The sequence below is a fragment of the Luteimicrobium sp. NPDC057192 genome (genome assembly GCF_042670205.1).
Lineage (GTDB): Bacteria > Actinomycetota > Actinomycetes > Actinomycetales > Cellulomonadaceae > Luteimicrobium.
On sequence record NZ_JBHUWD010000007.1, the window covers coordinates 45604 to 72385 of the forward strand.

At 75.9% G+C, this 26782-nt stretch carries 23 protein-coding genes; 11 read left to right on the forward strand and 12 right to left on the reverse strand.

Features of this window, described 5'->3' with window-relative positions; all coding sequences use genetic code 11:
* The first annotated feature begins 36 nt into the window (after nt 1–36).
* From ACFT5B_RS05575 to ACFT5B_RS05585, 3 genes are all read left to right on the forward strand, one after another.
* Entirely contained in the window at nt 37–1593 is a 1557-nt protein-coding gene (locus ACFT5B_RS05575; RefSeq protein WP_386796987.1) for a dihydrolipoyl dehydrogenase family protein, read from the forward strand.
* A 118-nt stretch (nt 1594–1711) separates the two neighbouring features.
* Entirely contained in the window at nt 1712–1870 is a 159-nt protein-coding gene (locus tag ACFT5B_RS05580; RefSeq protein ID WP_386796988.1) for a hypothetical protein, read from the forward strand.
* A gap of 10 nt (nt 1871–1880) precedes the next feature.
* Entirely contained in the window at nt 1881–2477 is a 597-nt protein-coding gene (locus tag ACFT5B_RS05585) for a winged helix-turn-helix domain-containing protein (protein ID WP_386796989.1), read from the forward strand.
* 97 nt (nt 2478–2574) lie between these two features.
* On the opposite strand, the gene ACFT5B_RS05590 is transcribed toward ACFT5B_RS05585, so the two are convergent.
* The 4 genes from ACFT5B_RS05590 to ACFT5B_RS05605 all read right to left on the reverse strand — a co-directional run bounded on the left by ACFT5B_RS05590 (nt 2575) and on the right by ACFT5B_RS05605 (nt 5201).
* Nucleotides 2575–3591 carry a glycine betaine ABC transporter substrate-binding protein gene (locus tag ACFT5B_RS05590; RefSeq protein WP_386796990.1) on the reverse strand — a complete coding sequence of 339 codons (1017 nt, stop codon included), beginning with the start codon at nt 3589–3591 and terminating at the stop codon, nt 2575–2577.
* Nucleotides 3592–3686: 95 nt separating this feature from the next.
* Nucleotides 3687–4382, reverse strand: coding sequence for an ABC transporter permease (locus tag ACFT5B_RS05595; RefSeq protein ID WP_386796991.1), 696 nt, complete (start codon nt 4380–4382; stop codon nt 3687–3689).
* On the reverse strand, nt 4379–5035 hold the full coding sequence (locus tag ACFT5B_RS05600) for an ABC transporter permease (protein ID WP_386796992.1): 657 nt from the start codon (nt 5033–5035) through the stop codon (nt 4379–4381). The genes ACFT5B_RS05595 and ACFT5B_RS05600 overlap by 4 nt, the downstream gene beginning before the upstream one ends.
* A 10-nt stretch (nt 5036–5045) precedes the next feature.
* Complete coding sequence (locus tag ACFT5B_RS05605) at nt 5046–5201, reverse strand: hypothetical protein (RefSeq protein WP_386796993.1); 156 nt, start codon at nt 5199–5201, stop codon at nt 5046–5048.
* A 329-nt stretch (nt 5202–5530) separates the two neighbouring features.
* On the opposite strand from ACFT5B_RS05605, the gene ACFT5B_RS05610 reads away from it, so the two are divergent.
* On the forward strand, nt 5531–6517 hold the full coding sequence (locus ACFT5B_RS05610; RefSeq protein WP_386796994.1) for an ABC transporter ATP-binding protein: 987 nt from the start codon (nt 5531–5533) through the stop codon (nt 6515–6517).
* 7 nt (nt 6518–6524) lie between these two features.
* Here the strand turns inward: ACFT5B_RS05610 and ACFT5B_RS05615 are convergent, their stop codons facing one another.
* A complete protein-coding gene (locus ACFT5B_RS05615; protein WP_386796995.1) occupies nt 6525–7112 on the reverse strand; it encodes a GNAT family N-acetyltransferase in 588 nt (195 codons plus the stop codon).
* A 19-nt stretch (nt 7113–7131) separates the two neighbouring features.
* Nucleotides 7132–10854 (reverse strand): ATP-binding protein, encoded by a 3723-nt coding sequence (locus ACFT5B_RS05620; protein WP_386796996.1) that lies wholly within the window; start codon nt 10852–10854, stop codon nt 7132–7134.
* Between the two features lie 128 nt (nt 10855–10982).
* On the opposite strand from ACFT5B_RS05620, the gene ACFT5B_RS05625 reads away from it, so the two are divergent.
* Nucleotides 10983–11996: a cyclic nucleotide-binding domain-containing protein gene (locus tag ACFT5B_RS05625; RefSeq protein ID WP_386796997.1), complete on the forward strand. Its 1014-nt coding sequence runs from the start codon at nt 10983–10985 to the stop codon at nt 11994–11996.
* A 24-nt stretch (nt 11997–12020) separates the two neighbouring features.
* On the opposite strand, the gene ACFT5B_RS05630 is transcribed toward ACFT5B_RS05625, so the two are convergent.
* The 4 genes from ACFT5B_RS05630 to ACFT5B_RS05645 form a co-directional block, all read right to left on the reverse strand.
* Nucleotides 12021–12218 (reverse strand): hypothetical protein, encoded by a 198-nt coding sequence (locus ACFT5B_RS05630; RefSeq protein ID WP_386796998.1) that lies wholly within the window; start codon nt 12216–12218, stop codon nt 12021–12023.
* A gap of 44 nt (nt 12219–12262) precedes the next feature.
* A complete protein-coding gene (locus ACFT5B_RS05635; protein ID WP_386796999.1) occupies nt 12263–13960 on the reverse strand; it encodes a metallophosphoesterase in 1698 nt (565 codons plus the stop codon).
* Between the two features lie 567 nt (nt 13961–14527).
* Nucleotides 14528–16132, reverse strand: coding sequence for an ABC transporter permease (locus tag ACFT5B_RS05640; protein WP_386797000.1), 1605 nt, complete (start codon nt 16130–16132; stop codon nt 14528–14530).
* The gene (locus tag ACFT5B_RS05645) at nt 16129–17082 is read right to left on the reverse strand and encodes an ABC transporter ATP-binding protein (protein ID WP_386797001.1); all 954 of its coding nucleotides are present in this window, start codon (nt 17080–17082) and stop codon (nt 16129–16131) included. The genes ACFT5B_RS05640 and ACFT5B_RS05645 overlap by 4 nt, the downstream gene beginning before the upstream one ends.
* A 101-nt stretch (nt 17083–17183) precedes the next feature.
* Here ACFT5B_RS05645 and ACFT5B_RS05650 point away from each other — a divergent pair, with 101 nt between their 5' ends.
* On the forward strand, nt 17184–17852 hold the full coding sequence (locus tag ACFT5B_RS05650) for a TetR/AcrR family transcriptional regulator (protein ID WP_386797002.1): 669 nt from the start codon (nt 17184–17186) through the stop codon (nt 17850–17852).
* Here the strand turns inward: ACFT5B_RS05650 and ACFT5B_RS05655 are convergent.
* Nucleotides 17829–18842, reverse strand: a complete 1014-nt coding sequence (locus ACFT5B_RS05655; RefSeq protein WP_386797003.1) for a 1,4-dihydroxy-2-naphthoyl-CoA synthase — start codon at nt 18840–18842, stop codon at nt 17829–17831. The genes ACFT5B_RS05650 and ACFT5B_RS05655 overlap by 24 nt on opposite strands.
* A gap of 134 nt (nt 18843–18976) precedes the next feature.
* Between ACFT5B_RS05655 and ACFT5B_RS05660 the strand changes: the two genes are divergently transcribed.
* The 5 genes from ACFT5B_RS05660 to ACFT5B_RS05680 all read left to right on the forward strand — a co-directional run bounded on the left by ACFT5B_RS05660 (nt 18977) and on the right by ACFT5B_RS05680 (nt 24945).
* Nucleotides 18977–19330 (forward strand): DMT family transporter, encoded by a 354-nt coding sequence (locus ACFT5B_RS05660; protein WP_386797004.1) that lies wholly within the window; start codon nt 18977–18979, stop codon nt 19328–19330.
* Nucleotides 19327–20007, forward strand: a complete 681-nt coding sequence (locus ACFT5B_RS05665; protein WP_386797005.1) for a TetR/AcrR family transcriptional regulator — start codon at nt 19327–19329, stop codon at nt 20005–20007. Before ACFT5B_RS05660 ends, ACFT5B_RS05665 begins: the two co-directional genes overlap by 4 nt.
* Nucleotides 20004–21041 carry an o-succinylbenzoate synthase gene (locus ACFT5B_RS05670; RefSeq protein ID WP_386797006.1) on the forward strand — a complete coding sequence of 346 codons (1038 nt, stop codon included), beginning with the start codon at nt 20004–20006 and terminating at the stop codon, nt 21039–21041. Before ACFT5B_RS05665 ends, ACFT5B_RS05670 begins: the two co-directional genes overlap by 4 nt.
* A 177-nt stretch (nt 21042–21218) precedes the next feature.
* The gene (gene menD, locus ACFT5B_RS05675; RefSeq protein WP_386797007.1) at nt 21219–23177 is read left to right on the forward strand and encodes a 2-succinyl-5-enolpyruvyl-6-hydroxy-3-cyclohexene-1-carboxylic-acid synthase; all 1959 of its coding nucleotides are present in this window, start codon (nt 21219–21221) and stop codon (nt 23175–23177) included.
* 10 nt (nt 23178–23187) lie between these two features.
* Nucleotides 23188–24945 (forward strand): S1C family serine protease, encoded by a 1758-nt coding sequence (locus ACFT5B_RS05680; RefSeq protein ID WP_386797008.1) that lies wholly within the window; start codon nt 23188–23190, stop codon nt 24943–24945.
* A gap of 281 nt (nt 24946–25226) precedes the next feature.
* On the opposite strand, the gene ACFT5B_RS05685 is transcribed toward ACFT5B_RS05680, so the two are convergent.
* On the reverse strand, nt 25227–26660 hold the full coding sequence (locus tag ACFT5B_RS05685; protein WP_386797009.1) for an isochorismate synthase MenF: 1434 nt from the start codon (nt 26658–26660) through the stop codon (nt 25227–25229).
* Nucleotides 26661–26782 lie beyond the last annotated feature (122 nt).

Consider the following 26782-nt stretch of genomic DNA (forward strand, 5'->3'; position numbering starts at 1 on the left):
CGCGCCGAGACCCCCGGGTCGGGCGACGATGGGGCCATGTCCGAGAACATCGCACCGGCCGCGCAGGCCGTGAGCCCCCGTCCCGCCGGCAGCGCCGGTCCCCTCCAGTACGACGTCGTCGTGATCGGCGCCGGGCCGGTCGGCGAGAACGTCGCCGACCGCGCCGGCCGGACCGGCTTGTCGACCGTGATCGTCGAGGCCGAGCTGGTCGGCGGCGAGTGCTCCTACTGGGCGTGCATGCCGTCCAAGACGCTCCTGCGGCCTGGCGCGGCGCTCGCCGCGGCGCGTGACGTGCCCGGCCTCACCGTCGCGCCGACCGTCGACCCCGGGCCGGTGCTGGCGTGGCGCGACGAGGTCACGTCCGACTGGGACGACGCCGGCCAGGTCGAGTGGCTCGACGGCGCCGGGATCGCCCTGCTGCGTGGGCACGGCCGGATCGTGGGCCCCCGCCGGGTCGAGGTGACGGACCCCGACGGCAACCGGACGCTCGTCGAGGCGCGGTACGCCGTCGCCGTGGCCACGGGCAGCGTGCCCGTGCTCCCCGAGGTCCCCGGCCTGGCGGAGGCGGCGCCGTGGGGCAGCCGCGAGGCGACGGCCGCCGAGGAGGTGCCGGCGTCCGTCGTCGTGGTGGGCGGCGGCGTCGTGGCGTGCGAGATGGCGACGGCGTACTCCGACCTGGGCGCGCACGTCACCCTGCTCGCCCGGCACGGCCTGCTGGGCGGCGCCGAGCCGTTCGCGGGCGAGGCCGTCGGGGCGTCGCTCGGTGAGCTCGGTGTCGACGTGCGGCTCGGGGCGTCGCCCGTGCGGGTCGTGCGTGACGGCGTCGGCGGGCCTGTGACGATCACCTACCGCGACGACGCGGGCGAGCACGAGGTGACGGCCGCCGAGCTGCTCGTCGCGACCGGGCGCGTCCCGCGCACCCAGGACGTCGGGCTGGACACGGTCGGGCTGACGGACGTCGCGCGCGGACTCCCGGTCGACGAGGCGATGCGCGTGAGCGGCGTCGAGGGCGGCTGGCTCTTCGCGGCCGGCGACGTGACGGGCCGGGTCGCGACGACGCACCAGGGCAAGTACCAGGCGCGCGTCGCGGGCGACGTGATCGCGGCGACGTTCGGCTCGGCTCCGGGCGACGGCGGGCGGTCGGGCGACGCCGTCCCGGTTCCCGCGACCGAGGAGAACCGTGCCGCCGCGCGGGCCGCGGAGCCGTGGAGCCGGTTCGCCGCGACGGCGGACCACGCCGCGCAGACGCAGGTCGTGTTCACCCGGCCGCAGGTCGCGTGGGTCGGGCTGAGCGAGCGCAAGGCGCAGGAGGCGGGCCTCGACGTGCGTGTCGTCGAGTACGACCTCGGCTGGGTCGCGGGCGCGCACGTGACCGGGAAGTCGTTCGCGGGCCGCGTGAGCGCCGTCGTCGACGAGGCCCGGCGGGTGCTCGTCGGCGTGACGTTCGTCGGGCCGGACGCCGGGGAGATGCTGCACGCGGCGACGGTCGCGGTCGTGGGGGAGGTGCCGCTCGAGCGTCTGTGGCACGCCGTCCCGGCCTACCCGACGGTGAGCGAGGTGTGGCTACGGCTCCTGGAGACGTACGGCCTCTGAACCCGAGAGGCCTCTCGCAAGACTCGTTGCGCAATACCTCTTGCGCAACGAGTCTTGCGCAAGTAGTGTTGCGAATGTCGGGCCGCGAGGGACCCGGCAGACGCTCAGGGAGGCCATCATGTTCGGACGACAGCACGGACCGCGAACCACCACCACCTACCGCGCCGCCGGCAGGGCAGAGGAGACCCGCCGCCACGACGCCGCCCTCGCCCGCCAGCGCGCCGAGCGCGACGCCGACTGGTACCGCGACGTCGCGTCCGTGTGGTGGGGTCGCTGAGGAGGCACGCATGACCGAGACGAAGCGCACCAGCACCCCGTCGCAGGAGTCGCTCACCACGAGCGACCCCGCGATGCTGCGGGCGCTCGCACACCCGCTGCGGATCGAGATCCTCGCGATCCTCGACGAGATCGGCGAGGCCACCGCGAGCGAGATCGCGACCCGGACCGGCCAGACCGTCGCCAACTGCTCGTTCCACCTCAGGTCGCTCGAGAAGGCCGGCTACGTCGAGCGGGCCGAGCCGCGCGGCCGGGAGAAGCCGTGGCGGCCGGCGCACCGCAAGCGCAGCATCGAGCCCGACCCGGACGACGCGACCGCGGTCCGCCAGTCCGGCGTCATCTCCGCCGGATACGTCCAGCACGAGGCGGCGCGCCTGACCGAGTTCCTCACCGACCCGAGGCCGCTGCCCCCCGAGTGGGTGCGAGCGGTCACGGTCTCGACCGCCGGGGTCTGGGCCACGGCCGCAGAGATGGAGCAGCTCTCGCACGACGTCCTCGCCCTGCTCGAACGGTTCGCCGGGCGCAGCACCGATCCGACCCTGCGTCCCGAGGGCGCGGTGCGCGGCCACATGCTGCTCACCCTCAACCCCGAGCGCGACTCGATCTGAGTCCGCTGCGCCGTCGTCCGCGCTGCGCCCTCGCCCGAGAACGCCGAGGCCCGTCACCCCGAGCGGGGTGACGGGCCTCGCCGCACGTGCCGGGCGGTCAGCTCGTGGCTGCGAGCTGGCCGTCCGAGCTGAACACCAGGCCGATCGAGATCTGCCCCTTCTGGAGGGCCGCCTTGGTCAGCGGGCCGCCCGTGTCGAGCTGCTTGAAGCTCGCGAACTGCAGGCCGTAGACCTTCTCGAGGCCCGGCTGGCAGTAGTCGCGCGTGGTGCACTCCGGCGGGCCGCCCAGGACGAGGCCGCCGCACTTGGAGGCGAGCTCCGAGAGCGTCTTCACACCGTTCTTGTCGGCGAACGCCGTCGTGACCGCGTAGGCGTTCTGGTCCTGCGCGGCGGCCGGCTTGCCGAACACCAGCCCGACCTGCTTGCCGAGGTCCGTGAGGGCCGCGACCGTCTTGTCGAGGTCGCCGCTCGCGGGGCTCTTCGCGTCCGCGCCGTTCTTCGCGGCGTTGATGAACGTGGTGAGCGTGCTCGTGTACTCGGGGACGATGGTGAGCTGGCCGTTCTCGAGCGCCTTGAGATACGTCTCGCGGGAACCGACGTCGCGGACGGTCGGCGCGTAGCCGGCCGACTTCAGGACGTCCGCGTAGATGTTGGCGAGGGTCGCGGACTCCGAGAAGTTCGCGGCGCCGATGGTGATCTTGGTGCCCTTGCCCGCCGAGGTGTCCTTCGCGGCGAGGTCGTGCTGGTCGACGAAGTCTTTCGCGGCCTGGGCCGAGGTCTGACGGTCGACGTCCACGGCCTTGTTGAGGGCGATGAGGCCCGGGGTGTCGAGCGCTGCCGAGACCGTGTCGAGCAGCGGGATGATCGCGTCGTCGCCCGCGACGGCCTTGGCGTTGATCGCGGGGATGACGTTGTCGGCGTTCTGGAGCTTCTTGTCGTCCTCGAGGACGACGAGCTGGTCGCCGGCGACGGGTTCGCACGTCGCGACGGAGGCGTTCGAGCCGTTGGCGGAGGACGTCGGGTGGGTGCCCGACGATCCGGCCTGGCCGCACGCGGCGAGGACCGACGCGAGCGCGACGGCCGAGAGTCCTGCGGCGAGTGTTCGGGTACGCATTGCCCCATTCGACCGCCCGCCACCCACACAGGCAACCGGGATGCGCCGTCGGGTGCTGCCGGCGAGGCCCCGCGCCGTCGTGGGGCGCGGCCCGCTCAGACCGCGCGGGCCGCCGCGCGGGACTCGGCCCGCACCGACGACGGCGTCACGGCCCGCTGCACGAGAGCGAGGACGCCGTCGACCAGCAGGCACAGCACGGCCACGATGACGCCACCCGCGAGCACCTGTCCGTACCGCTGCGTGCCGAAGCCCAGCGAGATGATCTGGCCGAGCCCGCCGCCGCCGGCGAGCGCCGCGAGGGGGATGGTCGCGACGACCTGGACGATCGTCGTCCGGAGCCCCGCCGCGAGGTACGGCACGGCGAGCGGGAGCTCGACGCGACCGATCACCCGCCCCGCGCCCATCCCCATCCCGCGCGCGGCGTCGGTGACGGCCGGGTCGACGCCGCGGACGCCGGTGAACGTCGTCGACAGCAGCACGGGCAGCGCGAAGACGGCGGCCGCGATGACGGTCGCGGTGTCCCCGAAGAGTCCCGCGGTGGCCAGGATGATGATGATCGCGAGCGTCGGCAGGGCCCGCGTCGTGTTCGCGACGACGATGACGGTGGCCGCGCCCCGCCCGAGCCGGCTGTGCCCGAGCCACACGCCGAGCGGGATCGCGACGACCGACGCGAGCAGCACCGCGGCCAGGGTCATGAGCAGGTGCTCGCGGGTCAGCGCGAAGATGCCGCCCGGCCCGGTCCAGTTCAGCGGGTCGTTGAGCCAGGTGATGGCTTCCTGGATCACGTTCATGCGGCACGCCCCCGCAGCCACGGCGTCAGGGCACGTCCGAGGAGCCACAGCAGCACGTCCAGGACGAGCGCGAGCAGGAGGCACAGCACCGTCGCCGTCATGATCTCCGCCCGGTAGAAGCTCTGGAACCCGCGGAACAGCAGGTTCCCCAGGCCCCCGTACCCGACGACGACGCCCACGGTCACGAGCGCGACCGTCGAGACCGTCGCGAGACGGACGCCCGTGAGGATCCCGGGCAGCGCGCTCGGGAGCTCGACCGTCCAGAAGCGTCGGGCCCGGCCGTACCCGAGTCCGCGGGCCGCGTCGAGCACCGCGGGGTCGACGCCCTGGAGCGCGGCGACGGCGGTGCGCACGAGCACGACCAGCGCGTACAGCACCAGCCCCAGCAGCACCGGGGCACGGCCGATCCCCATGAACGGCGCGAGGATCGCGAACAGCGCGAGCGACGGGATCGTGTACAACGTCGACGCGAACCCGACGACCGGCGCCGCCAGCCACCGCACGCGCGTCGCGAGCGCGGCGAGCGGCAGCGACACGACGATCGCGATCGCCACCGCCTCGATCGTCAGTGACGCATGGATGATCAGAGCCTCACGGATCGCGTCCCAGTTCGCGGTGACGTAGTCCCACGAGAACCACGGGTTTCCAGGCACCTGCCCGAACCTACCCGTCGACGGCGACGCCGGCGACGCCGAGTGCGACGTTGTGCTCGCCGAGGGTGACGCCCGCGGGGTCGGGTGCGCGGGCGGGTGCGGCGAGCTGGTTCGGGCTGTCGTGCTTCGGCCCTGGGGGCCGTGCATACTCCTTGACGCCCTTCACCACCTCCCCACGCCCACCCCCTCGGCCGGTTCGTCACCGACACTGCTCGCACCCGCGTCGTGACGGGTCACGTTCGGCATCGAGCGCGCGCCAACGCTGCAGGTCCTGACCTCTCGCCCCCGCGAGCTCGGTTTTTGCGCGCCGCGCGCCCGTCGAGCAGGCGATCGGCCACCCAGGCTCGCGGCGACCAGGGGGTTGCCCACCAGCTCGGCGCCGCGAAGGGGTGCAACGTCATGGTCGGCAACGACCGGGTGGGTGACCGCATGGTCGACAACCGGAATCTGATCGTCAGCGCACCGAGCGTCATGGCGGCCGGGTAGGTTCTTTCCATGGCCGACGCCGCGATCGTCTTCGAGCACGTCCGCAAGGAGTACCCCGACGGCACCGTCGCGGTGGAGGACCTCTCCCTGGAGGTCATGGAGCACGAGATCCTCGCGCTCGTGGGCCCGTCGGGCTGCGGCAAGTCGACGACGCTGCGCATGACGAACCGCCTGGTCGAGCCCAGCGGCGGGCGGATCCTCGTGGGCGGGGAGGACGTGCTGGCGGCCGATCCCGTGCGGTTGCGCCGGTCGATGGGCTACGCGATCCAGAACGTGGGGCTGTTCCCGCACCGGACGGTCGCCCAGAACGTCGCGACGGTCCCGGGCCTGCAGCGATGGGACCGCAAGCGCACCAAGGACCGCGTGGACGAGCTCCTCGAGCTGGTGGGGCTGTCGCCGGAGCGGTACGCGAAGCGGTACCCGCACGAGCTGTCGGGGGGCGAGCAGCAGCGGGTGGGGGTGGCCCGGGCCCTCGCGACCGACCCGCCGGTCCTGCTCATGGACGAGCCGTTCGGCGCGGTGGACCCGGCGGGTCGGCGCCGCTTGCAGGCCGAGTTCTGGCGGATCCAGCGGGACCTGGGGACGACGGTCATGTTCGTGACGCACGACATCGACGAGGCGGTCCGGCTGGGCGACCGGGTGGCGGTGTTCTCGCGGGGTGGGCACATCGAGCAGCTCGCCGACCCGGTGGAGATCCTGGCGCGGCCGGCGTCGGACGCGGTGCGCGCGCTGGTGGGCGACGGCGCGCCCGTCCGGCTGCTGGGCATCACGCACGTGGAGCGTGCCGACGTCACGCCGGGCGCGCCCGGGACAGGAGTGTCGACGATCGAGCTGGGGGCGTCGTTGGCGCACGCTCTCGAGGCCGTCGCGCAGTCGTCGTCGGGCGTGGTGGGGGTGACCGCGGACGACGGCGCGCCGGTCGGGACGCTCGACGCGTCGGGCGTGCTCGCGGCGCTGCGTCGGGCGGTCGACGTCGTGCCCACGACCGCCGGCTGACGCTCCGTCAGGGGCGACGTGCGGCGTCGCGACCCGCCAGGGCCGCCTGGTAGAGGGTGACCGACACCCAGCGCCCGTGCTTGCGGCCGACGTCCTCGAGGCGGCCCGCGACCCGGAAGCCGTGCCGCTCGTGGAGGACACCGGACGCCGTGCGCCGGACGGTCCCGGCCGGGTCGTCCGGGTCGGGGGCGTCGGCGATCACGGCGACCGCCTCGCGTGCCCCCGCTGCCCGCGCGGCGTCGAGGACGGCCGTGAGCAGCACGCCACCCAGACCCCGGCCGGTCGCGTCCGGGTCGAGGTAGATCGTCTCCTCGACCGTGTACCGGTACGCGGCCTTGGGCCGGTAGGGCGAGGTGTAGGCGAAGCCGAGGACGACGGGCGCTGCGTCGTCGGGGGCGCCCGGCAGCGTGCCCGTCGCGACGAGGAACGGCCAGCCCGCGGCCTCGATCCCGGCGAGCTTGTCGTGCCAGGCCGCGACCGTCGGCGCCTCGGTGTCGAACGTCGCGAGCGAGTGCTCGACGTAGTGGGCGTAGATGCGCGCGACGTCGGGCAGGTCGTCGGTGGTCGCGGGGCGGAGCGCGGGCGGGGTCGGCACGGACCGATCCTGGCACGGTTCACCCGTCGGCAGGGCCGCCCCTGCCCACCAGCCCGGCCTGCGGCGGGGCCGCGAGGAACCGCGCCCGCAGCTCGGGATCCCCGATCTGCTCCGCTCGGGCGACGACCCACGCGGCCACCGCGTCCCGGAGCGTCTCGAGGCGCGGATCGCCCACGGCCTCCAGCACCCCGACGACGCACGCCAGCGCGGTCGCCGGGCTCTCCGCGCCGTCGAGCACCCCACCCTCCCGGGGGAGCCCGGCGAGCAGCGACACCACGAGAGGCTCGGCGGCCGCCGCGCCGTCGTCCTCTCGCCCGGCGGCGACCAGCGCACGAGCGAGCCCCGCCTCCGACTCGTGCACCCGACCGGCGCCGTCGAGCGCCGCGAGGCGCGCTGCCGCACCCCCGAACGCCTCGACCGCTCCGGGTGCGTCCCCCGCAGCGAGCCGCGCGTGGCCCAGCCAGAGCCAGGCCGTCGCCTCCTCGTTGGTCCCCGGTGCGCGCGCCCCGGCGTCGACGGCGTCCTGAGCGTGCCGGACCGCCGACGGGGCGTCCCCGCCGAGGCGTGCCACGACCGAGAGCCGGTAGTGCGCGTCGCAGCGCTGCAGGTCGGACCTGACGTCGGTCGCGATCCCGAGCGCCTCGGTGGCGTGCGCGGCGGCGTCCGCGAGCCGGCCGAGGTCGACGTCCACGCGCGTGCGGACCAGGAGGGTGACGGCCACGCCCTCGCGGTCCTCGACGTCCTGCATCGTCGCGAGCGCGTCGTCGAGGAGCGCGTCCGCGACGTCGAGCGCGCCCAGCTCGATCACCAGCTCCGCGAGCGCGTTGCGCGCCACGGCCGCGCGGTACCGGTGGCCCGACCGGTCGAACGTGCGCAGCGCGCCGTCGAGCGCGGTGCGCGCCTCGTCGGCGCGGCCGAGGGCGGATGCGACCGCGCCGAGCTGGAAGAGCGCGGCCGCCTCGCCGTCGGCGTCGCCCGCTTCCTCGAACAGCCGGCGCGCGCGAGCGGCCAGGTCGTAGGCCTCCGCGTACCGGCCGCCGTCCTCCGCGAGGATGCCGAGGTGGCGGAGCGCCTCGCCCGCGACGGCGGGCAGGCCGGCGGCGAGCGCGAGGTCGTAGGCGCGGTCGAGCTCGGACGACGCCTCGGCGCCGCCGACGCTCCACGTCAGGGCGCGCCCTGCCCACAGCGCCGCCTCCGCGCGCACGTCGGGGAGCCCGGCCGTCCGGGCGCGCTCCTCGACGACCCGTGCGCCGCTCAGCGCAGCCCCGTACCGGCTGGCCTCGTGGTCGCGGCGGACCCGCGCGAGGAGGGCGTCGAGCCGCGCGCGGCGGTCCACGACGCCGTGGTCGCCGGCCAGCTCCCGCGCGTCCTCCGCGGCGACGAGGCGCGCGAGCGCCTCGAGGTCCACGTCCTGGGCCGCGCGGTCGCCACGCCGGTCGAGCACCGACTCCCGCGCGAGCAGGGCGTGGAGTCCGGCGGCCGGTCCGTCCGCGAGCGCGACCGCCCGGTCGAGCAGGGTCAGCGCCTCGTCGAGCGCGTACACGCGCGCCGCCTGCCGGCCCGCCCGGACGTACCAGGCGGAGGCAGCGACGTCGCCCGCGCGGTCGAGGTGGCGGGCCACGAGCGCAGCGTGCTGGTCGGTGCGCCCCGACGCCTCCGCGGTGCGGACGAGCCAGTCCGCGGCGCGACGGTGGTAGGTCCGGCGGTGCTCGCGCAGCAGGGTCGCGTAGGCGACGTCGCGCAGGAGCGCGTGGTGGAACGCGAGCTCGCGGGTCCCGGCGAACGTGGACGGCTCCTGCTCGACGACGAGCCCCCGGTCGAGCAGGGCGTCGAGCGGACCGGGACCGGCCGGCCCGCTGCCCCCGTCGTCGTCGGGACTCCCGCCGGGGGCGCCGAGCGCCTCGACCGCGGAGTCCCAGAACACCCGTCCGACGACGGCCGCCCGCTCGAGCGTGGTGCGCTCGGCGGGGACCAGGGTGTCGAGCCGGGCCTGGAGCAGGGCGCGCAGCGTCGTCGGGACCCTTCCGGCGACGGCGGCGAGGCGCTCGGTCCGCACCCGCCACGGGGAAGCGCCGCCGTCCACGACGCCCTGCTCGACGAGCCAGGCGACGAGCTCTTCGGCGTAGTAGGGGTTGCCCTCGCTCGTCCCGCCGACGAGCTCCACGACCGCGGCCGGGAGCGGCGCCGCGACGGGCGCGAGGAGCGCGTGCACGAGCGTGTCGGTCGCGGCGCCGTCCAGGGGACGCAGCGGCAGGACGATCGGCGCGTGCGGACCGCGAGCCGGGTCCGCCCAGCCGGGGTGCTCGTCCAGGAAGACGGGGCGCGCGGTCGCGACGATCAGCACCCGGGAGGTCCCGAGCGCCTCGCCCGCGCGGACGAGCCAGTCCAGCGAGGCGGTGTCCGCCCAGTGGAGGTCCTCGAGCAGCACGACGACGGGCGCGTGCTGCGCGAGCGCGCGCAGGTAGCGCGTGAGCGTGCGCTCGGCGTCGTGGCGCAGGGCGTGCGGCTCGACGGGGAGCGTCGGTCCGAGGCCGAGCCAGGCGGCGAGCCGGTCGGCGTCGCCGTCGGTGAACGGGGCGTCGCCGTCGGCGGGCGGAACCGCGGCGAGGCCCGCGCGGACGGCGTCGCGCGCGGCGTCCGACGGGTCCGACTCGCGGATGCCGAGCCGGGTCGCGAGCACGTCCCGCAGCAGGGCGCCGGCGCGGTGCCGCGACGACGCCCACGCCCGGCCGCGGAACCACCACACGTCGTCGGTCCGCTCGCCGAGCCACGTGTCGAGCTCGCGCAGGAGGCGCGTCTTGCCGACCCCGGCGTCGCCGACGACGGCGACGAGCCGCCAGCCGGCGCCCGCGCCCACCTCCTCGACGTGCCGGTGGAGCGCGCTCAGCTCGGCGTCGCGGCCCACGGTGGGTGTGACGACCCCCTCGATGCCGCGCGCCGCGTCGAGCCGGAACGCGCGCGGCCGCGCGGTCAGGACGAGGAACGCGTCGACCGGGTCGGCGAAACCCTTGAGCACGAGGCCGGGGCGCGGCTCGAGCACGAACACCCCGCGCACGTGGCGCCGCGTCGCCGCGGAGACGAGCACGCCGTCGGGAGGGGCGGCGGTCTGCAGACGGGCCGCGCGGTTGACGGTGTCGCCGACGACGACGAGGTCGTCGAGCCCGCGCTCGCCCAGCGTCCCGACGACGACCTCGCCGGTGTCCAGGCCGACGCGCATCCGCAGGACGGGCGCGGGAGCGGCGTCGTCGGGGGAGCCGGTGCGGGTCGGGGAGCCGGCGCCGTCGAGCGAGGCCAGCTCGGTGCGCATCGCGAGCGCGGCGCGGACGGCGCGCTCGGCGTCGTCCTCGGCGGACCGCCCGAGCCCGAACACGGCCATGACGGCGTCGCCGATGAACTTCTCGACGGTCCCGCCCTCGGCCTCGACGCACGCGCGCCAGCGGGCGAAGTACCGGTGGACGAGCCCGCGCACGTCCTCCGGGTCGAGAGCCGCGGACGTCGCCGTGAAGTCGACGAGGTCCGCGAACAGCACCGTGACGACCTTGCGCTGCTCCCCGGACGCGGAGGCCCCGAGCCGGAGCCGGTGCGCGCGGAGCGGCGCCAGGGCGGCGTCGACGACCGCGTCGCCCAGGACGGCGCGCTGCTGCTCGAGCGCGGCGACGGCCCGGTCGAGGGACGCGAGGTCGCCGGGGAGCGAGGAGGTGCCGGACGCGCCGCTGCGTCCGGGTACCGGGCCGGTGCCCATACGGGAAGGGTAGGCGCGGCGGGCGCCGCTGATACGGCTGAAGTTCAGGGCCCGGCGCGCGGCGGTTCACCCGGCCCGACGCCCGTCGCCCCGTCGCCGCCGCCGTGCCGTCGCGGTTCAATGGAGAGATGCGCGTCGAGGCGGTCGCCGCATCGCTCTCGTGGATCCCCAGCGCGTCGGTCGCCGGGCTGCTCCGCCGCGGGTTCGACCTGCGGCTGTCCCACTACGACGACCCGCCGCCCGACGTGCTCGCCGACGTCTCCGACGTGCACGCGCTGCGCGACGCGGACGGCTTCCGGTTCGCGAACGTCCTGGCCGCGTGGGCCGAGTTCGACGGCGCGGGCCGCGCGACGAGCGCGGGCTACCTGCCCGTCTCGGGCCTCGTCATGGGCTCGACGACGGTGCGCCTCGGCCCCCTCGGCGTGACGTTCCGCGCCACGTCGCTGCCGACCCTGCGCCCCGACCCGGAGCTGGGCGGCGACGCCGTGCGCGTGGTCCAGACGGTCGGGGGTCGCACGGGCGTGCCCATCCCGCGGCCCGTGCCCGAGCCGCCGTACGTGCAGTGGGCGGCGCCGACGGTGTGGACGACGCTCGCGGTGACGTTCCGTGCCGACGGGACCACGGCCGTCGAGCTGGCGGGCGCGAGCGCCTTCCCGCGCCACTGGGTCTACGGAACCGACGGGCAGCTCGCGCTCAAGAGCGGCATGACCGACCAGGACGACTGGGAGGCGCACTCGTTCGGGGCGCGGACGCCGTGGGGCGCCCACGACTCGCCGACGCTCGTCGTCGCCGCCGAGACCGCGCTCGAGCGCGAGATGTCGACGCGCGTCATGCGGGGCGGCGTCTGCCCGGCGATCCAGCGGCTCGCCGCCGGCGAGGTGCTCGTCCGGCAGGGCGACCCCGGCACGGCGCTGTTCGTCCTGCTCGACGGCGTCGTCACCGTCGACGTCGACGGCACCGTCGTCGCGGAGCTCGGCCCGGGCGCGGTGGTCGGGGAGCGCGCGGTCCTCGAGGGCGGGCGGCGCACGTCGACCCTCGTCGCACGCACGCCCGTCCGGGTGGCCGTCGCCGAGAGCAGCGCGCTCGACCTCGACCGGCTGCGCGAGCTCGCCGAGGGCCACCGCCGCGAGGTCACCGGCTGACCGGGCGCGGGTGCGCCGTCGTCGTCACTTCATGTGGTGCTGGATGCCCTGGTCGAGCTCGCCGAGGTCCGGGCGCGGGTCCACAGCGACGCCGTGCCGGCCAGGCTTCGTTGCCTCGGGCAGGTGGTCGGCGCACACCGCGGTGCCGTCGACGATGGTCACGGCCGGGGACTTCGTCCCGGCGCGCAGGCACGTGGCACAGAGCCAGCTCTTGTCGGCCATGAGCGGAACATATGCCCGCCGACGTGCGCACGCGCGCCGGGCGGTCAGTCGCCCGGCGGCAACGGGTTCGCGGGGACCTCGGTGGACGTCGGCTCGGGCCACGGCGTGCGCTCCGAGACGGTCGCCACGCCCTTCTTCGTGACCGACACGAGCTGCCGGTCGACGAACCGGTGCGTCTGCCGGTCGAAGCGGAGGACCGTCATCTCCGAGGTGCCGTGCAGGGGCCCGACCGTCGGCTGGCCGAGCGTCGCGCCCGCCGTCGACGAGTTCACGTAGCGGATCCCGAGCCCGACCTGCGTGGGGTCGATGCGCCGGTGCAGGTGCCCCGAGACCTGCGCGGGCACGCAGCCCGTCTGCAGCGGCACCGTCCCGATGCTCGGGTCGTGGATGAGCAGCAGGTCGACGCCGGGCACGCCGTCCTTCTCGGCGTCGCACGCGGCGCCCGCGAGCGCCTCGGCCTGCTCGTCGGGGCTGACGTCGCCGGACTGGTGGGACGCCACGCCGATGCGGGTCTGCAGGACGTCGTGGTCGCCGAGGATCCGCAGCCCCTTGACGTCGACGACCGACCCGTCGAGCACCGTCCAGCCGGCGTCGCGCGCGAACTTCGCGACCAGCGGGCTGTCGTGGTTGCCGTTCGCCATCACGGTCGGGATCTTCTTGGGGATCGCGCTCGCGAAGCTGTCGACGCACACCTGCTCGACCGCGGTCCCGTTGATCGTGGTGTCCCCGGCGTTGAGGACGACCTGCGCGCCCGACCGCTCGACGGCGGTGTGGATGAGCGGCGACATGCCGGTGTTGCAGTGCAGGTCGGAGATCACGAGGACGGTGAGCAGGTCCGGCTCGGCCGTGGGGCTCGGGGTGGGGGTGCCGGTCTCCCCGGCGGCCGCGGTGGGCGGCGTGGCCGGCGTCGTCGAGGTCGCGCCGGCGCCCGCCTGGGCGAGGGCGTCCTCGGCGGACTGTGCGGCGTCGCGCGCGTCCCACGCGGCCTCGAGGTTCCGGTTCGCGGCGGCGTAGAAGTCCTCCGAGCTCTGGTACGCGGAGACGAGCTGCTCGCCGTAGGTGTTGACGACCCCGGCGAGGCGCCCGGTGATGCGGGCGCCCGCGAGCGGCGTGCCCGCGAACAGCGGGCTTCCGGACTCGGCGGTCGTCGACGACGCGCCGGGCTCGGACGAGCTCAGCGTGAGCGTCGTCGCGACGACCACCACGAGGCCCGCCGCGATCTCCCACGTGTGCCGCCCGGCCATGGCGGACAGCTCGCGCCGCCGCGTCCGGCCGACCACCATCACGAGCGCCGTCACGACGAGCGCGATCACGGCGAGCGCGGCGAGCGTGCGCCACAGGGCGTCGACCGCGAGCGCGCGGACGGCGCGGTGGACGGTGATGTCGGGGGTCGCGAAGAACTGCAGGTAGGACTGGACGTCGGTGCCGAGCGCGTCGAGGTTCTGCGCGGGCGTCACGGACGTCAGCTCGGCCGGGATCTCCTTCACGACGACCCGTGCGCCGAGCCCGAGCGGTGCCGGCGAGTCGAGCTGGACCGTGCCGAGCGGGCCGAGGTCGACGATCACGAGCCCGTTCGTCGTCACCTCGTAGCGGGCCTCGTGGGGCCCGAGGCTCAGGTCGGCGCTCGCGGTGGTCACGCCCCACGCGACGCTGGCGAGGACGGCGAGGACGACCCCCACCGTCCAGCGGAGCCACCGCGGCGGGACCCAGGTGCGGGGGGACGAGGCGGTCGTGTCGGGCATCGCCCCCACACTTCCACCTGCGCGGGAGATGCGCACGCGTGGTCTCCGACGCCGCCCGCGCGACGGTGCCAGACTGGCCGGGTGCCGTCACCGAGGACAGGGCGCGACTACTCGTTCGTCTCGCGCTGGACGGTCGCCGCCCCGCGCGAGGCCTGCTGGGCCGTGCTCGCCGACCCCGAGCTGTCGTGGCCGCGCTGGTGGCCGGGGCTGCGCGGGCGCGTCCTCGCGCTCTCCGCCGACGACGCCCGGCAGGGCTCGCGCGCCGCGCTGGCGTTCCGGACGCCGTTCGTCCGGCGGCTGCGCCTGGAGCTCGAGGCGACGCACGTGGAGCCGCCGTCGGCCGCGGGCTTCGCCGTGACCGGGGACCTCGTGGGAGCGGGCGTCGTGACGCTCGCCGACGACGGCGCAGCGACCGTCGTGACCGTGCACTGGGGCGTGCGCACCGCGACCCGCTGGCTCGACCCGGTCGGCCCGCTGTCGCGTCCCCTCGCCCGGTGGTCGCACGCGCACGTCATGCGCACGGGCGGGCGAGGGCTGGCCCGCGAGCTGACGGCTCTCCGCGGCGGTTCACGCGGGGACGTCACGACGACGGAACGACTCGAGGCCGAGCACGCCCAGTGCGAGGGCGACCGCGACCAGCCAGACGGCGGCGACGTTGGCGTACGTGTCGACCGGGAGGGCGCCGAGGTGGTCGAGCGGTGAGAGGTCGCGTGCCCAGGCCGGGAGCCTGAGCGTGTCGCCCAGCATCGCGACGACCGCGGCCCACGCGACCGTCGCCCAGGCGGCCGGCTGCGCCCGCGGCGCGATCCCGAAGAGCGCGAGCGCGACGCCTGCGCACACGAGGACCGCCGGGAGGTACCCGACCGCCGCACGCGCGAGCGTGCCGATCCGCGCGGGCTCGTCGAGGCTCGCGGCGGCTCCGAGCCCGGCAGCGAGGCCTCCCACGAGCAGCACGACGACGGCGGTCCCGACCGCGGCACCCGTGTCGGCGAGCGCCCACCGTCGCCGACCCACCGGCCGTGCGAGGGCCTCCTCCGCGAGCCCGGCGGACTCCTGCTCACGGAGGGCGGCGACGCCCAGGACCGCCGCGGCGGCCGCCAGCAGCGCGACGACCTCGACCGTGAGCGCGAGGTAGCCGTCCGCGGGTTCCGCCCCGGCGGTGAGGGCGCCGCCGAGGTCGCTCGAGCCGAGAGCGGCACCTGCTTCCTTCGCCAGCGCCCCGAACACGCCGCCGACGACGAGCGCGACCGCGCACCAGCCGCCTACCGTGCCCGCGGCTCGGCGCACCGCGAGCCCCAGCGGCGAGGCGAGCAGCGCGGAGGCGTGGGCGGGCCCGCTCCGTGACGCCACCAGCCCCGCGCCGAGGTCGCGGCGCCCGACGAGGACGACGGCGACCCCGAGGAGGGCGGCGGCGCCCGCGGCGGGCAGGAGCAGGGGCCAGGTGCGCGCGTCGTCGGCGAAGGCGCGCGTCTCCTGAAGCCAGGCGAGCGGGGAGATCCAGCGGAGCCAGGACGCGGCGTCGCTGACGTCGCCGACGGCGCGCAGGACGTAGGCGAGGACGAGCGCGCCGAGCCCGACGGCCCACACGCCGCGGCTGCGGCGGACGAGCTGGGCGCCCAGCGCCGCGACGCCGAGCCACACGAGCCCGAGCCCCAGGTAGGACGCCGCGTACAGGACGGAAGGAGCGATCGGCACCCCGGCCGCAGCGAGCGAGGCCCCCATGGCGAGCGCCAGGACCGCGAGGCACGCGGTCACGACGACGGACACGGCGGCGAGCGGTGCTGCGGGTCCCACGCCGCGCGAGCGGACGAGCTCGAGCAGCCCGTCCTCCTCCTCGCGGCGGGTCCCGCGGGCGACCAGCGACACCGCGAGCAGCGGGACGAGGACCGTCCCGAGGAACGCCCACTCGTCCGCGACGATCCCGCCCAGCGTGGTCACCCCGTACGGGATGCCGTTGATCGCCTCGAACGCGGGGTTCCCGGTGATGGCGTCCGCATAGCCCTGCCGCTGGTCCGCGGTGGCGTAGAGACCGGCGACGCCCTGGACGGTCCCGGCGAACAGGAGCACCGACCCGGCGGTCCAGGAGACGAGCGCCCAGCGGTCGGCCCGCAGGCGGACGCGGACGAGCGTCCCGGTCCCCGCGGCGACGTCGCCGCGCGCGCGGGAGGTCATGCCGTCGCTCCGTCGGGCGCGGCGTCGGGGCCGTCGTCGGACGCGGAGGCGTAGGCCGAGAGGAACAGCTCGTCGAGCGAGGGCGGGGTCGCGACGAGCGTCTCGAGGCCGGCGCGCTGGAGCACGGCGAGCGCCTCGGCGAGGTCGGCGGGCGGCACGGTGAAGCCGACGGTGCGGGGCGAGCCGTCCCGGTCGGAGGCCGAGCCGGCCGAGAGGTCTGCGACGCCCTCGATCGCGGCGAGGCCGGACGCGGCGTCGCGGGTCGTCGCCCGGACCGTGGTGCGGGTGTGGCGTCGCAGGTCGGCGAGGGTCCCCGAGGTGACGTCGCGGCCGTGCCGGATGATCGTGACCTCGTCGCACAGCGCCTCGACCTCGCCGAGGATGTGGCTCGAGAGCAGGACGGTCGCCCCGTCCCGGGCCCGTTCGCGGACGCACTCCTGGAAGACCTCCTCCATGAGCGGGTCGAGGCCGGACGTGGGCTCGTCGAGGACGAGCACGTCGACGTCGCTCGCGAACGCGGCGACGAGCGCGACCTTCTGGCGGTTGCCCTTGGACAGGTCGCCGGCGCGCCTGGTCGGGTCGAGGTCGAACCGTTCGAGCAGCTCGGCCCGTCGGGCCCGGTCGAGGGCGGGGCCCGTCGCGGCCAGCAGGTCGAGGCACTGGCCGGCGGTCAGCGTGCGCCACAGTGCGACGTCGCCCGGGACGTAGGCCAGGCGCCGGTGCAGCGCGACGGCGTCCCGCCACGGGTCCCCGCCGAGCAGGCAGGCGGCGCCGGCGTCGGGCCGCACGAGCCCGAGGAGGATGCGGATCGTCGTCGACTTCCCCGCGCCGTTGGGGCCGAGGAACCCGTGCACGGAGCCTCGACGCACCTGCAGGTGGAGGCCGTCGAGGGCTTGCGTCCTGCCGAAGCGCTTCTTCAGGTCCCGGATGTCGATCGCGGCTGGTTCCACCGTGCGCCTCCCGTTGCGTCGCCGCGTCGACAGCGTTGCCACCAAAATGGCAGGCACTGCCTCTTGGCAGAGACTGTACGCTCTGGGGGGTAAGGAGGACCATGGCAGGACAGGACGTGCCGAGGCCGGGCCTCGGCCTCCGCGAGGCCAAGCGCCGCCAGGCGATGGGGCAGATCCAACGGGTAGCGCTCGACCTCTTCGACGCCCACGGGTACGCGAGCGTGACGGTCGAGCAGATCGCCGCGGCGGCGCAGGTCGCCCCGCGGTCGGTGTACCGCTACTTCGGCACGAAGGACGGGATCCTCCTCACGCAGCCCGAGGACGACGACATGGTCGCGGTGCTCGCGGGCGCGGTCGCGCACGACGACCTGGTCGACGCCCTGCGCGGTCTCGTCCCCGCGTTCACGAGCGCCGAGTTCGCGGACCCCGCCGGCTACTGGGCGCGCGTCATGCGCTACGTGCGGAGCGTTCCCGAGCTGACCGGCGCGTTCGCCGCCGGCGCCCTGGAGATCGCCGACGGACTGGCCGCGGCGCAGGCCACGGCGCGGGGGCTCCCGCCCGACGACCTCCCGACGCGGGTCCGGGCGCGGGCCGTCGTGGGGGCTCTCACGGCCGCGCTCGACGACTGGTACGGGCACCCCGAGGGCGGGCCCGGGGAGCGCGCGGCGCGCATGGCCGAGCGCATCCACCGCGCGCTCGACGCGCTCGGTCGGCCGCCCCGGCGAGCCTCCCGCCGGAGCGCCGACTCAGAACGCGTACGGGAAGCGTGACCAGTCGGGGTCGCGACGCTCGAGGAACGCGTCGCGCCCCTCGACGGCCTCGTCGGTGAGGTACGCGAGCCGCGTCGCCTCCCCGGCGAAGACCTGCTGGCCCATGAGGCCGTCGTCGGCGAGGTTGAAGGCGAACTTGAGCATGCGGATCGCCTGCGGGGACTTGCTCGCGATGGTCCGGGCGTACTCGAGGGCGAGGTCCTCGAGGTCCGCGTGGTCGGCGACCTCGTTGACGGCGCCCCAGCCGTAGGCGTCCTCGGCGGAGTACTCCCGGGCGAGGAAGAAGATCTCGCGTGCCCGCTTCTGGCCGACCTGGCGGGCGAGGTACGCGGAGCCGTAGCCGCCGTCGAACGAGCCGACGTTCGCGTCCGTCTGCTTGAACCGGGCGTGCTCGCGGCTCGCGATCGACAGGTCCGCGACGACGTGCAGCGAGTGCCCGCCGCCCGCGGCCCACCCGTTCACGACGGCGATCACGACCTTCGGCATGGTCCGGATGAGCCGCTGCACCTCGAGGATGTGCAGGCGGCCGGCGCGCGCGGGGTCGACGGCGTCCCGTGTGTGGACCTCGCCGCCGCCGTCGGGGGCGGTCGTGTACTGGTAGCCGGAGCGGCCGCGGATGCGCTGGTCGCCGCCGGAGCAGAACGCCCAGCCGCCGTCCTTGGGCGACGGGCCGTTGCCGGTGAGGAGGACGGTCCCGACGTCGGAGGTCATGCGGGCGTGGTCGAGCACGCGGTACAGCTCGTCGACGGTGTGCGGGCGGAACGCGTTGCGGACCTCGGGGCGGTCGAACGCGACGCGCACGACGGGCAGGTCACGGGTCGTCGTCGTGCCGTCGGCCGCGACCTCGCGCTCGACGCCCCGGTGGTAGGTGAGGTCGGTGAGGTCCTCGAAGCCGGAGACGGTGCGCCACCGGCGCGGGTCGAACGTCTCGGACACCTTCTCCGGGAGGCTGGCCGGGGGTGCGGGGGTCGGGGCGGCGTCGTCGGTCACACCCGCCATGCTAGTGAGCGCACCGGGGGCGGACGCCCTCGGCCATCCTGGTTGTGGTACGTTAGTACCACTTCGTGCGACCCGACGGCGGACCTGTCACCCGGGGTCGCGCGACGTCATCAGCGGAGGCGATCGTGAACGCCATCTCCACCACCCCGACCCTCGCCTGGGTCGTGCTCATCGTGTCCGGCGGCCTCGAGGCCGGCTGGGCGCTCTGTCTCAAGGCGTCCGAAGGCTTCAGCAGGCTCTGGCCCAGCGTCGGGTTCTTCGTCATGCTCGCCGGCTCGATGGTCGGGCTGTCCTTCGCGCTGCGCTCCCTGCCCGTCGGCGTCGCCTACGGCGTGTGGGTCGGGATCGGCGCGACGGCCACGGCCCTGTTGGCGATCCCGCTCTTCGGGGAGACTGTCACGGTGCTCAAGCTCGTCTGCCTCGCGCTCATCGTCGCGGGCGTCGTCGGGCTCAATCTCGCAGGGGGAGGACACGCATGACCGAAGGCGACCCAGACCGGCCGAACCGGCCCACGCAGCCCGGCCGACCCGGGCCGCGGGTGGCCGGGGGGCGCGCGCCCCGCAAGCCCCAGGCGCCGCGGCGACAGAGCCGCGGCGCCCAGCGGCGCGACGCGATCGTGCGCGCCGCCGCCGAGCTGATCCTGTCCGAGGGGCCCACCGGGGTCACCCACCGGACGGTGGCGGCGCAGGCCGACGTGCCGCTCGCCGCGACGACCTACTACTTCTCCGGTCTCGACGAGCTCGTCGAGACCGCCGGCAGGCTCCTCGTCGAACGCTGGACGGCGCACACGCGCGAGGTCGTCGGGCGGGAGGACGTCCCCGCGACCGCCGCGGGCAAGGCCGAGCGGATCGTCGACGCGATCGGGCCCAGCGGCGACGACGCCGCCGTCCGCGGGTTCTACGAGCACCTCGTCGCCGCGGGCCGGTCGGCGGCGCTCGGCCGCGCGTACGCCGAGACGCGCAACGGTCTCGACGACGCCGTCTCCGAGCTCCTCGCGAAGCTCCACCTCGACATCTCGCCCCAGCTCATCGTCGCGATCGTCGACGGCGCGGCGCTCACGGCGCTGTCCGAGGGGCGGTCGGTCCGGCCGGTCGCGCTCGAGCTCACCCGCGAGGTCGTCGAGCGGACCGAGCGGCACCAGCGGGGCGAGTGGTGACCGGCGCGTCGGGCGACGAGCCCGTCGTCGTCTGGTCGACCCCCCTGCGGACCCGGTTCCGCGGGCTCGACGTCCGCGACGGGCTGCTCGTGCGCGGCTCGGCCGGCTGGGCCGAGTTCTCGCCCTTCTGGGACTACGACGACGCCGAGTCGCTCGCGTGGTGGCGCGCCGCCGAGGAGGCGGCGACCGTCGGCTGGCCCGAGCCCCGGCGCGCCGCGATCCCCGTGAACGTGACCGTGCCGGCCACCACGCCCGAGCGGGCCCGCGAGATCGTCCTCGCGTCCGGGGGCTGCCGGACCGCCAAGGTCAAGGTCGCCGAGCGGCCGCTGCAGCCGGACGGCACGCGCGGCGCGCCCGAGGCCGTCGAGGTCGAGATCGCGCGCCTCGAGGCCGTCCGCGACGCGCTCGGCCCCGGAGGGCGCATCCGCGTCGACGCCAACGGCGGGTGGAGCGTCGACGAGGCGGTCCGCCGCCTGCCGCTCCTCGACCGCGCGGCGGGCGGGCTCGAGTACGTCGAGCAGCCGTGCGCGACCGTCCCCGAGCTCGCGGCCGTCCGGCGCGTCGTCGCCGTGCCCGTCGCCGCGGACGAGTCGATCCGCCGCGCCGAGGACCCGTTCGCCGTCGTGCGCGCGGACGCCGCCGACGTCGTCGTGCTCAAGGTCCAGCCGCTCGGCGGGGTGCGGGCGTGCCTCGACCTCGCCGAGCAGGTCGGGCTGCCCGTCGTCGTCTCCTCGGCGCTCGAGTCGTCCGTCGGGCTCGCCGCCGGCCTCGCGCTCGCCGCCGCCCTGCCCGAGCTGCCCTACGCGTGCGGCCTCGCGACCGCGCAGCTCTTCGAGCGCGACGTCGCGCCCTCGCTCCTGCCCGTCCACGGTGCGATCCCCGTGCCACGCGGTCCCGGGCACCGCCCCGCGCCCGACGTCGAGCGCCTCACCGCCATGACCCCGCCCGACGACGTCCGCGCCGCCTGGCTCGACCGCCTCGCCCGGGTCCGGGCGCTCGCGGGGGAGCGGCTGTCGCCCGACACGGTGGAGTAGCCGCGACGTCGCCGGCAGGTTGCGCCCCGCCACGGGCCGCACCGACCCCGAGGCCGGTCGAGACTCCGGGCCTGCGACGTCCAGCCGTCCTGGACCGCAGGTTCCGGAGTCTCGAGGCCCCGCCCGACGCGGCGGCGCCGGGCGGAGGGCGGACGCGCGAGCCGATAGCCTCGAGGCGTGAACCCCGCGGACGCCCTGCCTGGCGACCCACCCGCCGTCACCGCCGCCCGGCGCCTGCTCGACGCGCTCGTCGCGCTGGGGGTGCGCGACGTCGTCGTCGCCCCCGGGTCCCGCAGCGCCCCCCTCGCGTACGCGGCGAGCGACCTCGCCGACGCCGGGCGCCTCCACCTGCACGTGCGGGTCGACGAGCGCGACGCCGGCTTCCTCGCGCTGGGCCTCGCCCGCGGGAGCGCGCTCGGCGGGGCGGACCCGGTCCCCACGGCCGTCGTGACGACGTCGGGCACCGCGGTCGCGAACCTGCACCCCGCCGTCCTCGAGGCGCACCACGCCGGGGTCCCGCTGGTGCTCCTCACCGCCGACCGTCCCCACGAGCTCCGCGGCACCCGTGCGAACCAGACGACCGACCAGGTAGGGATCTTCGCCGGCGCGACCCGGCTGACGGTCGACGTCCCCGCGCCGTCCGGCCTCCCGACCGAGCTGCGCGACCTCGGCCACCTCGCCGCGCGGGCCGTCGCCGCCGCGCGCGGCACCCGCACGGGGCACCCCGGGCCCGTGCACCTCGACCTCGCGTACCGCGAGCCGCTCGTCCCGGCGTCGCCGTCGGCGGACGGCGCGTCACCGTCGGTGGACGGCGCGTCACCGTCGGCGGACGGCGCGTCACCGTCGGCGGTCGGCGCGTCACCGTCGGTGGTCGTCGCGTCGCCGTCGGCGTTCCTGGCCGCGGCGGCGCTGCCCGCCGACCTCGCGGTGCCGGTCGCGGAGACCGTCGTCGTCGCGGGCGACGGCGCAGGGCCCGTCGCGCGGCGCCTCGCCGCGGCGCGGGGCTGGCCGTTGCTCGCCGAGCCGTCGTCGGGGGCGTGGGGCGGCCCGCAGGCCGTGGCGGCGCACCGCCTCGTGCTCGGCGTGCTGGGCGCCGAGGTGCGGCGCGTCGTCGTGCTCGGGAACCCGACGCTGTCGCGGCCCGTCCAGCGGTTGCTCGGCGGTGCGCTCGCGTCGGCGGGGGAGCGGGTCGAGGTCGTCGTCGTCGCCCCCGGCTCCGGCCCGTGGCCCGACGCCGCCCGCGCGGCCTCGCACGTGCTGCCCGGCGTCCCGGAGCCGTGGCTCGAGCCGGCGACCCTCACGGGCGACGGGCCGGCCGCCGCGTGGACCGCGCGGTGGCGCGCCGCCGACGCAGCGGTCCGCGCGACGCTGCGCCCGGCCCTCGACGCGCTCCGGTCCACGGACGGCGGCGCGCTCGACCCCGTCGTCGTCGCGGACGCGGTCGCACGCGCGAGCGGACCCGACGACGTGCTGCTCGTCGGCGCGAGCAGCCCCGTGCGCGACCTCGACCTCGTGGCGGCGTGGGGCGAGCCGCCGCACGTCGTCGCGAACCGCGGGCTCGCGGGCATCGACGGGAGCGTGTCCACCGCCGTCGGCCTGGCGCTGGCCGCCCGCCGCGCCGGGCTGGGACGGGTCCGTGCGTACCTCGGCGACCTCACGTTCCTGCACGACGTGGGCGGGCTCCACCTCGCGGGCGACGACGTCGCCCTCCAGGTCGTCGTCGCGAACGACGGCGGCGGGTCCATCTTCTCGACGCTCGAGCCGGGCGCGCTGGCGGCGGACCTGGGCGGCCGGTCGACGTTCGAGCGCGTCTTCTCGACCCCGCACTCCGTGGACCTCGGCCTGCTGGTGCGCGCGTACGGGGCCTCGCACGTCCGGGTCGACGCGCGCGCCGGTTCCGGCTCCGCGGCGGCCGCGCTCGACGCCGCGCTCGCCGCACCCGCGCACGGGCTCCAGGTGGTCGAGGTCGTCGTCGACCGCGCGGGCCGCGTGCCCGCTTCGGGTGATGCGCTCGCCCGGCGGGTGCAGGACGCCGTCCGGGGCGCCGTGCCCATTCTGGGCGAGAATCCAGGAACACCACCTTCTCGGAGCGAACTCCCAGGTTCACTCCAGTCCGGTTCCAGAACGATCGTGTGAAGTAGGGGTCATGAGCCAGCCGACGAACGACGAGAACCCGAACGCGCAGCCGGTTCCGCAGGACGCGCAGGCACAGCAGCCCGCGACCCCGGAGCCCGCCGCGCAGCAGCCGGCCGTCCCGCAGCCGAGCCGACAGGAGCAGCCCACGCAGGTGCTCCCGCCGCTCGTGCCGCCGGCCCCGCAGCCGCAGGCGCAGCAGCCCCAGGTGCAGCAGCAGCCGGCACCCCAGCCGCAGCAGCCGCGCTACGGCGCGTACGCCCCGCAGCCCACGCCGCAGCAGGGCGCGCAGCAGCCGCCGCAGCCGCCGTACGGCCAGGCCGCGCCGCCGCAGCCGCAGTACGGCCAGCAGCCGCAGCAGCCGGGCCAGTACGGCCAGCCCCCGCAGCCCGGCCACGACCCGTACGCGGGCGCCGCGTTCGGCCTCCCGCCGCAGCCGCCGTCGGGCAACGAGAACCCCACCAAGACCACGACGAAGCCCCGCGCCTGGGCGCCCGTGGCCGTCGCCGCGATCGTCGCCGCCGTCCTCGCGGCAGGCGGCACCGCGGTCGCCGTCAACGCCCTCGACGACAACACGACGCCGTCGAGCATCGCGTCGATCGGCCAGCAGTCCTCGGGCGACGAGACGGTCCCCGTCTCGGGCTCGACGTCGCAGAACCCGAACTGGGAGGCCGTGACGTCGACCGTCTCGAAGTCGGTCGTGTCGATCTCGGTGACCATGAACAACGGCGAGGCCGAGGGCTCGGGCGTCATCCTCGACAAGGACGGCAACGTCCTCACCAACAACCACGTCGTCTCCGGTGCGCAGAACAACACCGTCCAGGTGACGCTCGCGGACGGCCGGATCTTCAGCGCGAAGATCGTCGGCACCGACTCGTCGACGGACCTCGCGGTCGTCAAGCTCGAGAAGGCGCCGTCGGACCTCGCGCCCGCCACCCTGGGCGACTCGTCGAAGGTCACGACCGGTGAGGCCGTCATGGCCGTCGGCAACCCGCTCGGGCTCGCCAACACCGCGACCACCGGCATCGTGTCCGCGCTGAACCGGCCCGTCTCGACGTCGTCGAGCGACTCGTCGGGCAGCGGGAGCAGCGACGCCGTCGTGACCAACGCGATCCAGATCGACGCGGCCATCAACCCCGGCAACTCGGGCGGCCCCCTGTTCAACGCGCAGGGCCAGGTCATCGGCATCACGTCGTCGATCGCGACCCTGTCGCAGAACAGCCTCGGCGGCGACAGCGAGTCCGGCTCGATCGGCCTCGGGTTCGCGATCCCCGTGAACCTCGCGAAGAACATCTCCTCGCAGCTCATCAAGGACGGCACCGCGGAGCACGCGTTCCTCGGCGTGACCCTGACCGACGCTACGGCCACCGCCGACGGCGTCACGCGCCAGGGCGCGAAGGTCAACGACGTCACGAGCGGCTCGCCCGCCGACAAGGCCGGCATCAAGTCGGGCGACGTCATCGTCGCGATCGACGGCGTCGCGTCGCCGGGCGCGGAGTCCCTCACGGGCTTCGTCCGGGCGCACTCGGCCGGCGACGTCGTGAAGCTGACGGTCGTCCGCAGCGGCAAGTCGATGGACGTGGACGTGACGCTCGCGGTCAAGCAGGAGACGGCGACGCCCAGCTCGGGCGACCAGAGCGGCCAGAACGGCCAGGGCGGCCAGAACGGTCAGGGTGACCAGAACGGCCAGCAGGGTGGTTCGGGCCAGGACGGCTCCGGCTCCGGTTCCAACGACAACCCGTTCGGCGACTTCTTCGGCGGCCAGGGCTGACGGAGGTCACCACGAACGTCCTGCCGGAGCGATCCCCCTCCGCCCGGTAGGACCGTCGCAGCAGCGCCGTCCCCCGGCGCGCGCGACCCGACGCCCGCACGGTGCTCCCCTCACCGTGCGGGCGTCCTCATGCCCGGCTCCCTCCACGCCACGAGCCCGCTGAGTGCGTACTTCTTGTGCGACACGCCCGGCGGGTCGCACAAAAAGCGCGCACTCACGGCGGGTAGGCGCAGGTGGTGAGGAAGGGCGGGCGGGGCGGGGGTCAGTCGGCGGGGCGGGTGTCAGTCGGCGAGGGCGAACCGCATGGGCTCGAGCTTCGCCTCCGACTCGCGCAGCTCGGCCTCCGGGTCGGACGCCGCGACGATGCCGCAGCCGGCGAACAGGCGCACCCGGTGCGCTGCGGCGTCGTCCCCGGTGGCGGACGACCCGAGCTCCGCCGACCGCAGGGCGATGCCCCACTCGCCGTCGCCGTCGGCGCCGAACCACCCCACGGGGCCCGCGTACCGGCCGCGCTCCATGCCCTCGATCTCGGCGACGAGCGCCGCGGCGGCGTCGGTCGGGGTGCCGCAGACCGCGGCGGTCGGGTGGAGCGCGGCCGCGATCGCGAGGCTCGACGCGTGCTCGTGCAGGACGCCCGTGACGTCGGTCGCGAGGTGCAGGACGTTCGGCAGGTCGAGCACGAACGGCGACTCGGGCACGTTCATCGACGAGCAGTACGGTTCGAGCGCACGCGCGACCGACCGCACGGCGTACTCGTGCTCCTCGAGGTCCTTCGACGAGTGCGCGAGGTGCGCGGCGCGCGCGAGGTCGGCGTCGTCGTTCCCGGTGCGCCGGACGGTGCCCGCGAGCACCCGCGACGTCACGAGGCCCTTCTCGGCGCGCGCGAGGAGCTCGGGCGTCGCGCCGACCATCCCGCCGACGCTGAACGTCCACGCGCCGCGGTAGCCGCGGGACAGGCGCCCGAGCAGGTGGCGCGGGTCGACCGGGTGCTCGGTGGTCGCGACGACGTCCCGGGCGAGCACGACCTTCTCGAGCTCGCCCGCGCGGATCCGGGCCACGCCCTGCCCGACGACGTCCACCCAGGCCCGCGGGTCGCGCCCGCCAGGCGCGTAGCGCACCTCGCCCGGGGCGGTGACGGCCGTGCGGGCGGCGGGGTCGAGGAGGTCCGCCGAGGGCGCGGGACCGATCGAGCCCGCGGGGTCGATCGTGGTGATCCACGCCCGCCCGCCCCGGCGGCCCACGACCACGCGCGGCACGACGACGACGCTCTGCACCGACGGTGCGTCCAGGGCGACCGGCGTGCCGGCCTCCGCCGGGACGACGGGACCGAACGCGAACGACCCGAACGCGATCGGCCCGGTGCCGGGGAGCTGGACCTCGTCGCGCACGACGGCGCTCGCGAGGGTCTCGCGGCACAGGTCCTCGGCCTCGCGGAACCGGTCGGGCCCGGACGTCGTGAAGCGCAGGGCCTCGCCCCAGCCGACGATCCCCTCGCCGCGCCGCACCCACGCGAGGGGGGTGGCGGCGTCGGGCAGGAGGTCGAGGAGCGCGCCGTCGTCGTCGGACGCGAGCGCCGCGAGGACGCGGCTCACCGGGTCGGACGCGGGCCGCGAGGTGTCCGTGATGTCGAGCTCGGCGGTGCGGACGACGAGCGGCGCGGGGCTGGCGCCGGGGACGTCGCGCGGCGCGCGGCGGCCGGCCGGGAGGGTACTCATCGCTTCCCAGGGTAGGCGTGAGGTGGCGCGGGGGCGGCGTGAGGTACCTCAGAGGGCGCGTGAGGTGCCGCACACGGCGTGGCCGGGTCCGCCGGAGGGGGCGGGACGGGGCGATCGCCCGA